8 protein-coding genes are annotated in these 6,760 nt (G+C 60.4%); 2 read left to right on the top strand and 6 right to left on the bottom strand.

Annotated features, from left to right (window positions below; genetic code table 11):
- Both AO716_RS17895 and AO716_RS06625 read right to left on the bottom strand, forming a co-directional pair.
- On the bottom strand, positions 1-555 hold a 555-nt coding region (locus tag AO716_RS17895), incomplete at its 3' end, for a DUF222 domain-containing protein (RefSeq protein ID WP_414826581.1).
- Positions 556-1,612: 1,057 nt separating this feature from the next.
- Positions 1,613-2,365 carry a sulfite exporter TauE/SafE family protein gene (locus tag AO716_RS06625; RefSeq protein WP_055240184.1) on the bottom strand — a complete coding sequence of 251 codons (753 nt, stop codon included), beginning with the start codon at positions 2,363-2,365 and terminating at the stop codon, positions 1,613-1,615.
- Positions 2,366-2,387: 22 nt separating this feature from the next.
- Between AO716_RS06625 and AO716_RS06620 the strand changes: the two genes are divergently transcribed.
- Both AO716_RS06620 and AO716_RS06615 read left to right on the top strand, forming a co-directional pair.
- A complete protein-coding gene (locus AO716_RS06620; protein ID WP_055240183.1) occupies positions 2,388-3,017 on the top strand; it encodes a DUF1684 domain-containing protein in 630 nt (209 codons plus the stop codon).
- Positions 3,018-3,027: 10 nt separating this feature from the next.
- The gene (locus AO716_RS06615; protein WP_055240182.1) at positions 3,028-3,816 is read left to right on the top strand and encodes an MSMEG_6728 family protein; all 789 of its coding nucleotides are present in this window, start codon (positions 3,028-3,030) and stop codon (positions 3,814-3,816) included.
- A gap of 108 nt (positions 3,817-3,924) precedes the next feature.
- Here the strand turns inward: AO716_RS06615 and AO716_RS06610 are convergent, their stop codons facing one another.
- The 4 genes from AO716_RS06610 to AO716_RS06595 form a co-directional block, all read right to left on the bottom strand.
- Positions 3,925-4,434, bottom strand: a complete 510-nt coding sequence (locus tag AO716_RS06610; RefSeq protein ID WP_152969894.1) for a DUF6318 family protein — start codon at positions 4,432-4,434, stop codon at positions 3,925-3,927.
- A gap of 235 nt (positions 4,435-4,669) precedes the next feature.
- Complete coding sequence (locus tag AO716_RS17825; protein WP_268753567.1) at positions 4,670-5,320, bottom strand: DUF6318 family protein; 651 nt, start codon at positions 5,318-5,320, stop codon at positions 4,670-4,672.
- A 262-nt stretch (positions 5,321-5,582) separates the two neighbouring features.
- Positions 5,583-6,185, bottom strand: coding sequence for a DUF6318 family protein (locus AO716_RS06600; protein WP_268753587.1), 603 nt, complete (start codon positions 6,183-6,185; stop codon positions 5,583-5,585).
- A 97-nt stretch (positions 6,186-6,282) separates the two neighbouring features.
- Positions 6,283-6,714 carry a hypothetical protein gene (locus AO716_RS06595; protein WP_055240178.1) on the bottom strand — a complete coding sequence of 144 codons (432 nt, stop codon included), beginning with the start codon at positions 6,712-6,714 and terminating at the stop codon, positions 6,283-6,285.
- Positions 6,715-6,760 lie beyond the last annotated feature (46 nt).

The following is a 6,760-nucleotide window of genomic DNA, read 5'->3' as shown; positions in this document are numbered from 1 at the left end:
CCCAGTCCCAGTCCCAGTCCCAGTCCCAGTCCCAGTCCCAGTCCCAGTCCCAGTCCCAGTCCCAGTCCCAGAGACTGTACCGGTGTGATGCTCAACCACGGTGCCTGCTCCGTCGCTGGGACCATCGGGGTTTATGTGCCTGGAATCACCTTCCAGGAGAAGCTCAGTAAGGGTGTCGGCACGGAGTTGGTCCATCGTCCGTGGGTCCCCTGCTCGTCTGCCGGCTTTGGCGGCGCCTGTGAGGGCTGCGAACATTGCCTGGCCCTTCTCTGCCGCGATGATCGCGCTGAGGCAGGACATGCCATCGGGCAGCGGCTGGAAGGTTACCCGCCGCCTGTCCTTGGCTTGGCGGTGACGGATCGGGATTAGATCCGGAAACCTTGATTCACGGAGCCGGCGGGCACGCCGGCCGAACCCGGCAGCTGTCCGGCCTTCGGCTGCAGCGAGAAGGTCCCGTTCGAATGCGGCACGCACACTCAGCACAGCGCCGGTGGACAGGGCTCCTGCGGTTCCACCTCCCGGACTGCGTGGATCCCCGCCCTGCCCTGTTCTCATGTCCTCCCCGCCGGCAACACCGGTATTGGCAGAGTCCGAGGATTCGTCACTCTTGTCGCCCCCATCCCGGCCGGCCGGAGCGCCCATGCCATCGAGACCGAGATCCAACTGGCTGGCTTCCCCTGCAGATTGGTCGCCTGCGGTGTCTCCAGTCGCCGGGTCACCGCCATCCAAATTCGCAGTCGTAGCCTCAGGAATGTCAGTGGGAAGGTTGTGGGTTTCTTCGAGGATGATGCGGGCATGCTGGATCGCGATCTTTCCCTCGGCCAGTTGGGTCAGGGTCTGCGGCGCCTCAGTGCACAGACGGGATGATTCGCTGATCAGCTGCATTGCCGTCATGTGCGGAATGTTCAGAACGGTGGATGCTTCGGCAGCTGCCAGGCTCATGGCCAGGGCTGGCTCTTCGCGTCCTGCAGCTTCGGCGATGTCCCGGGCAAAGAGCTCCTCCAAACGGGCTGCCACTCGGGCCTGCTGTGCCTGGGCCCAAGAGATAAGCATGCCCAGACGTTGTAAGGCAGAAACGGTTTCGTCGTAACCCAAAGAATCTGCTCCATGCAGCGTGAGGTGTCCGGTAAACCCCGCCGGCAAAACTGCGGGTTCCCCGGATGCGGGGTCAGCAACAAGTGCAGGGTCCGCACAAAACACGGCGTCAGCGGTAGGAGCCGACCTGGAATCCGGACGAAAAGAAGACGGGTAATCGGCACCCGATTCCGCGCCCGGCGCACCGTTTTCATCCCAGTCAGGTGACCGGGAAAACGTGGTGTCCGAGGAGCGGTTCATACCCCTACACTCTCAGCTGCCACTGACATTTCGGGTCCAAATTTGGCTCTTTTCAGGACCACCGATTACGGGTCATTTTCCTGCTTTTCGGACCACGGTGAAACGCACCTACGGGCACCTTGGGCAGTCAATAACTGCCCCTTATCGCTGGCGGGTTAGGCCCCTTCCTGGCGTACCGCCGTCGGGCACGCGGACCGGATCTACTGCGTGCGAGAGAACACCAACCGCGCCCACCGCACAGGCTCCGCACCGCCGTCGGGCACCAGTGACAGCCTGATTACGCCATCAGGTCGATGATGCCCTTGACCATCGCGGCTCCGGCGCCAAGGAAGGCGATTACGATGACTGCGAAGCGGACGTGGTCGTCCCGGATGTGCTTCTGCAGGCGCTCCCCCGCGTAGATTCCGCCAACGATCATGAGACCAATCAGCACCCAGGCAACGACGCTGAACGGAGGCATCTGTCCCGGCTCCATCGTCAGTTTTACGGCCAGGGTGACCGTCGCGATGGTTACGAAGAACGGCTGCAGGGTCGCGGCGAACGGACGCTGCGGCCACCGTGCCATCACCGCGTAGGCGCTTACCGCAGGGCCGCCCACACCAGCCACAGCGTTGGTCACTCCGGAAGCGAAACCGGCTATCGCCTTCGCCGGATTACCGGTGACAACTACCGAATTGCGCGCCAGGATCAGCGACGCGCCAAGCGCCACCAGGACGATTGCACCCACAATCACTGCCATCGGGGCGGCCGGCAAATACACGGCAGCAATTGACGCCGGAACGCTGCCAATGACAGCTGGGATCACGAGCCAGCGGTACATGCTCCAGTCCACGTCCTTCCAGACCCGGAACATGATCAGCAGCGACGAAACCAACCCGCACACATTGACCATCAGCACGCCGGCATGGGCGCCAAGGATAATCACGAGGAACGGCGAAATGAGAAGAGCAAAACCAAGGCCGGCGATCCGCTGGGCCAGCGCCCCGACAAAGATCGAAGCCAGCACAACAATCAACAGTCCCGTAGTCACCCAAACACACTACGCTGGGCCTATGGTTTCCCCAGCTTCGGCACTCCGGACGGCTGACTGGCGCCGTCGCATGTTCGACATATACGCCCAGGTGCGCGCAACCGCGGAGGCTGATTCGCCGTCGTCGGCCCACGATTTGTGGCGCCGCGAACGGGATACGCTCTTTGCCTCGCACCCCGCTTCCCCGCTGAGCGGCGAGGCCAAACAGCGTTTCGGAGGGCTCGCCGTCGCACCCTATGATCCTGAGCTGCGCTGTTCGGCAGAGATTGACGACGACGGCGCTGGCCAGCAGCTCGAAGTGGCCACCGGAACGGACGGGACGGTCTATTTCGAACGCCTCGGGACCGTTACGACGCCGGTCGGCAGGCTGGCGGTATGGAGGCTGGCGACCTACGGCGGCGGGCTTTTCCTGCCGGTCCGTGACGGACTCGCCGGCACCGATGGCGGAACGTACGGCGGCGGGCGGTATCTGCTGGACACCATCAAGGGCGCTCATCTTGGAGAAGGGCCTGGGGACTCGCTGCTGCTCGACTTCAATTTCCTCTACAACCCTTCGTGCGCCTATGACGAGCGTTGGGCCTGTCCGCTGCCTGGGCCCGACAACCGTCTTGATGTCCCGCTGCTCGCCGGTGAACTGTATGCCGAATACTAGGTTCTGAGCCGTGCAGACGTTCCTTCCCTACGAGAGCTTCCGGCGCAGTGCCGGGGTGCTCGATTCTCCGAGGCTGGGGAAGCAGAGGGTTGAGACCCTGCAGATTCTGCGCGCACTCGTCCTTCCCGACTACGGCTGGCGAAACCATCCGGTCACCCGTATGTGGATGGGTTATGTTCCCGCGCTTGTGGCCTACGGGCTGGCGATGACCGATGCGTGGACCGGCCGCGGATACGCAGATACCGTGAGGCCGCAGCTGGTTGAGTTCGCACCGGAGGCCGACGGCGGTGAGTTACCGCTGCCGCCCTGGCTCGGCGATGCACAGCTCCACGAGAGCCACCGTTCGAACCTGCTGGCTAAGGATCCCGTTTTTTACGCCAACCTGTTTCCCGGCACTCCCCCGGATCTGCCCTACGTGTGGCCCGATCCCGAAGAACTGGTCCTTCCCGCAGAACCGGGCGGAGACGCGCTGTGGGTTGCCCGTTCCGTTCCAAGCGAGGACGGGCCGGTGATTGAGCTGCCCATGTTGTCTGCTCGTGGTGCGCCGGTGACGGGGAAGAAGGCCCGCCAGCTTGAGCGCTTCCTGGATGAAATGAACGACGGCGACGAGGTCGCCTTACTGGGGCCGGACCGGACTGTTCTCCAGCTGGGAAACGTTGGGGAAGTATCCCTCACGAATGACACAGCCCGGCGAACGGTTCGTGTTTCGGCGAGTGTGCTGAGGTCAGATTTCGCGTATCCCGCTCTGCTGCAGGATCCCCGAACGCTCTTCACGGTGCCTTACCCGGGCCACCTTTAGACGGCAGGACCGGGCACAGAAACTCCGACTGTCTGGCCCGGATGATCTGTTCATCCGCGTCATCGGTTAGTCCGGCCATCCGGTGAATTCCGCGGTACGAGTTCCTCCTTAGAGACTTACGAGCTCCTCGACGACCCATCCCGCGTCCGTCCACCGGGCTTCGAGCATCTGAACGACCGGATGTTTACTGCCTGGGTGCTCGGTGTACAGAACATCGTTGGGGCCGCGTAGTTCAATCCGATCCTGGCTGAATTGGACCAAGACTTGGTATCGGCCGGCATCGGTCAAAACGTACTCGGAATCCATCCCCCAAACAGTTATCTGGCCGCCGAAAATCCAGTCCGAATTCGCGTATCCATCCGTAATCACCTGCTCGTACCGGGAGCAGTCCCGGCAGTCTCCCAGGGTCTGCGAGCCAATGGGTATTAGATCACCCGATTCATAACCGTAATTCACAAGGTCATACCAGTATTGCGCGAAGGCGATCAGTCCCTCTTTGGATTCGGCTTTCGCTTCCGCTGGCATGTCGGGCAGGGGAACGTTCTCAGCAGGCCCCTTAGCAGAAGCCGGCTTGTAGGTTGCGGAGGGTAGCGGTTTTGCAGAACGTTGCTCGGTCACCTGGTGAGACGACTGTCCTGAAGCCGTTCCTAGATCTTGTGGCGACGAACAACCCGCAGAGACTATGACCACACATGCCAGAAGCGCAGCAAATTTGTGTAAAGGAATCCACGACGAGGTCGTTCCGCTATGGCCGCCGCGGAGGAGTTGAAACGTCCTGCCTCGAGCCGGCCCCAGAGAATGATCCTCTGCTGCAAGCCCTCCCTGTTCCGGCGGGGAAGCCCAGACGCGCACGTCAATCACCCGTGGACTCGGCAAGATGAATGTACCAGCCCTCATTCTCGAACGATATTTCCATTATTTGGAGGAATGAGATTTCATCACCGGGTCGCCGGTCTGCCTGCCCGGCTTCATCCCAATAAGTCATGTCTCGTTGCTTCACTGAGACAAGAACCTGGTAACGCCCCTCTGAAGTCAACTGATACTCGGAATTTAGCGTGACTATTTCAATGTCGCCACCTTGGATCCATCCTCCCCTCCCGTAGACGTCGCCCATCCCGCTGTAGAAATTCTGGCAAGCGAAGCAGTCCGGCCCGCTGACAGCCCGAACGGGTTCAACATCCCCGGTCTCATACCCGTAATTCACCAGCTCATACCAATACCGCACAAAAGCAATAAGCCCCTCTTTGGACTCCGCCTTCGCTTCCTCAGGCATCACAGGCAAAGGATCATTCTCCGCAGGGCCCTTAGCAGACGCCGGCTTATACGTCGCCGAAGGAGTAGGAGTCGGACTGGGAGAAACAGACTCGCTTACCGAAGGACTCGGAGACTGCGCTGCATCAGCACCAGTATCATCAGCACCGGAACACGCCGAGAGAGCGATCAAAGAACCAGCCAGAGCCAGAGATACCGCTGCCAACCGGCGTCGAACACCAAGACTGGACATCAAAACCCCCGTGGTAGGCAAGGCAGTAAGGCAGCGTGCGGTAGATCCTACTCAAACTGCCGCACAGCATACTGACTTATCCACAGGACGCCACAGAAGATCTACGTCCAGACGGGTTGGCACTCTTGGACGCAATGAAGCGTTCGGTTGGGCGCGGGGTCCCGACATAGGATGAACACCGTAATTTGCGAGTCGACGTCAGTTACACGACCGTCACAATTTTCCACGGCCCTAATGACTTGTTACGTGAAGCATCTGAATTCTATCCCGCGTGATAAATAGTCACTACATCCACGGCAGTCCATGAGCTACTTGCGAATGTGGCTTCGATCATTTGAACAGACGGCAGGTCATTGCCTGGAACTGTCTTGATGAAACCGTTGGCAGCTGTATAGAAGTCGAGGGGTTCCTGAACTATTTGTATGAGGACCTGATAGCGCCCATTATCGGTCAAGGCGTAGGTACTACTAACATCTAGGATTTCGATCTCGGCGCCTGAAACCCACCCCTCCCGGAACCCGCTGGCCACTGTTTTATAGTAGGACTTGCACGCATAGCAGTCCGGCCCGGTGATCTCTCTCAACGGCTCAACGTCGCCTGTTTGGTATCCATAGTTGGCAAGTGCATACCAGTGTCGCGCGAAAGCAATAAGCCCCTCCTTCGACTCGACCTTCGCTTCCTCTGGCATCGCCGGCATCGGAACATTCTCCGCAGGACCCCCAGCTGAAGGAGGCTTATACGTGGCAGAAGCAGACGGCTCCACTGAAGCCGGCGCACTCACCACAGCGTGAGATGGACCCACTTCCGTACCAGGCCCCGCGTTGCTCGAACAACCGGCTGACGCAACTACAAGTGCCACCAGCATAAAGGCCAGCGCCAGCCCACCGCCCTCGATCACGCGCATCAACGCCTGCTACGTCCGACTGGAGCACATCCAGCCGGACCGCTCGACCTAACCGGGCTCAACAACCCACACCGGCCGGATTCACCAGGCAGTTATCTGCAACATTCCTGGACTCTGCACGCCACACACTCACCAGCTGCGACGGCGATGCCACCTCAGCACGTCCATCCATCGGAATCATCGGGCCGCCATTGACCGAATACTGTCCGGAGAAGAACGTCGTGATACCCACCGTGAAATCACCAGTCTGCGAATACATGTGGCTGGTTGGCGTCTGTTCGCCCCAGCGTGCTTCCGGCAACGGTCCTCCGGACGTCGACACCGGCCCATAGCTTGTGCCGTCGCCGTAGTTGAAGGTGTACTCCGTAGGCTCCACCTCGATGCGGATGGATTGGCCAAGGAGCTCCATCTCGAAGACCTGGCTGGATGCTTCCACGTACACGTTTGTGTGGGCACCAATGAGTGTGTGAGGACTTGGCTGGAGAGTCATGGTTCCCGGAGTAATAGGTGCTTCCTGGAAAGCCGTAAGTATGGCT

The organism is Arthrobacter sp. Edens01 (assembly GCF_001307035.1).
In the GTDB taxonomy this organism is placed as follows: domain Bacteria; phylum Actinomycetota; class Actinomycetes; order Actinomycetales; family Micrococcaceae; genus Arthrobacter_B.
Note: the sequence above shows the minus strand (reverse complement) of the source record. Positions and strands in the feature narration are given on the sequence as shown.

Excerpts from the sequence above, each read along its gene's own strand:
- AO716_RS06620 (WP_055240183.1), top strand. The coding sequence starts at position 2,388 with ATGGTTTCCCCAGCTTCGGCACTCCGGACGGCTGACTGGCGCCGTCGC.
- AO716_RS17825 (WP_268753567.1), bottom strand. The coding sequence starts at position 5,320 with ATGTCCAGTCTTGGTGTTCGACGCCGGTTGGCAGCGGTATCTCTGGCT.
- AO716_RS06600 (WP_268753587.1), bottom strand. The coding sequence starts at position 6,185 with ATGCTGGTGGCACTTGTAGTTGCGTCAGCCGGTTGTTCGAGCAACGCG.
- AO716_RS06595 (WP_055240178.1), bottom strand. The coding sequence starts at position 6,714 with ATGACTCTCCAGCCAAGTCCTCACACACTCATTGGTGCCCACACAAAC.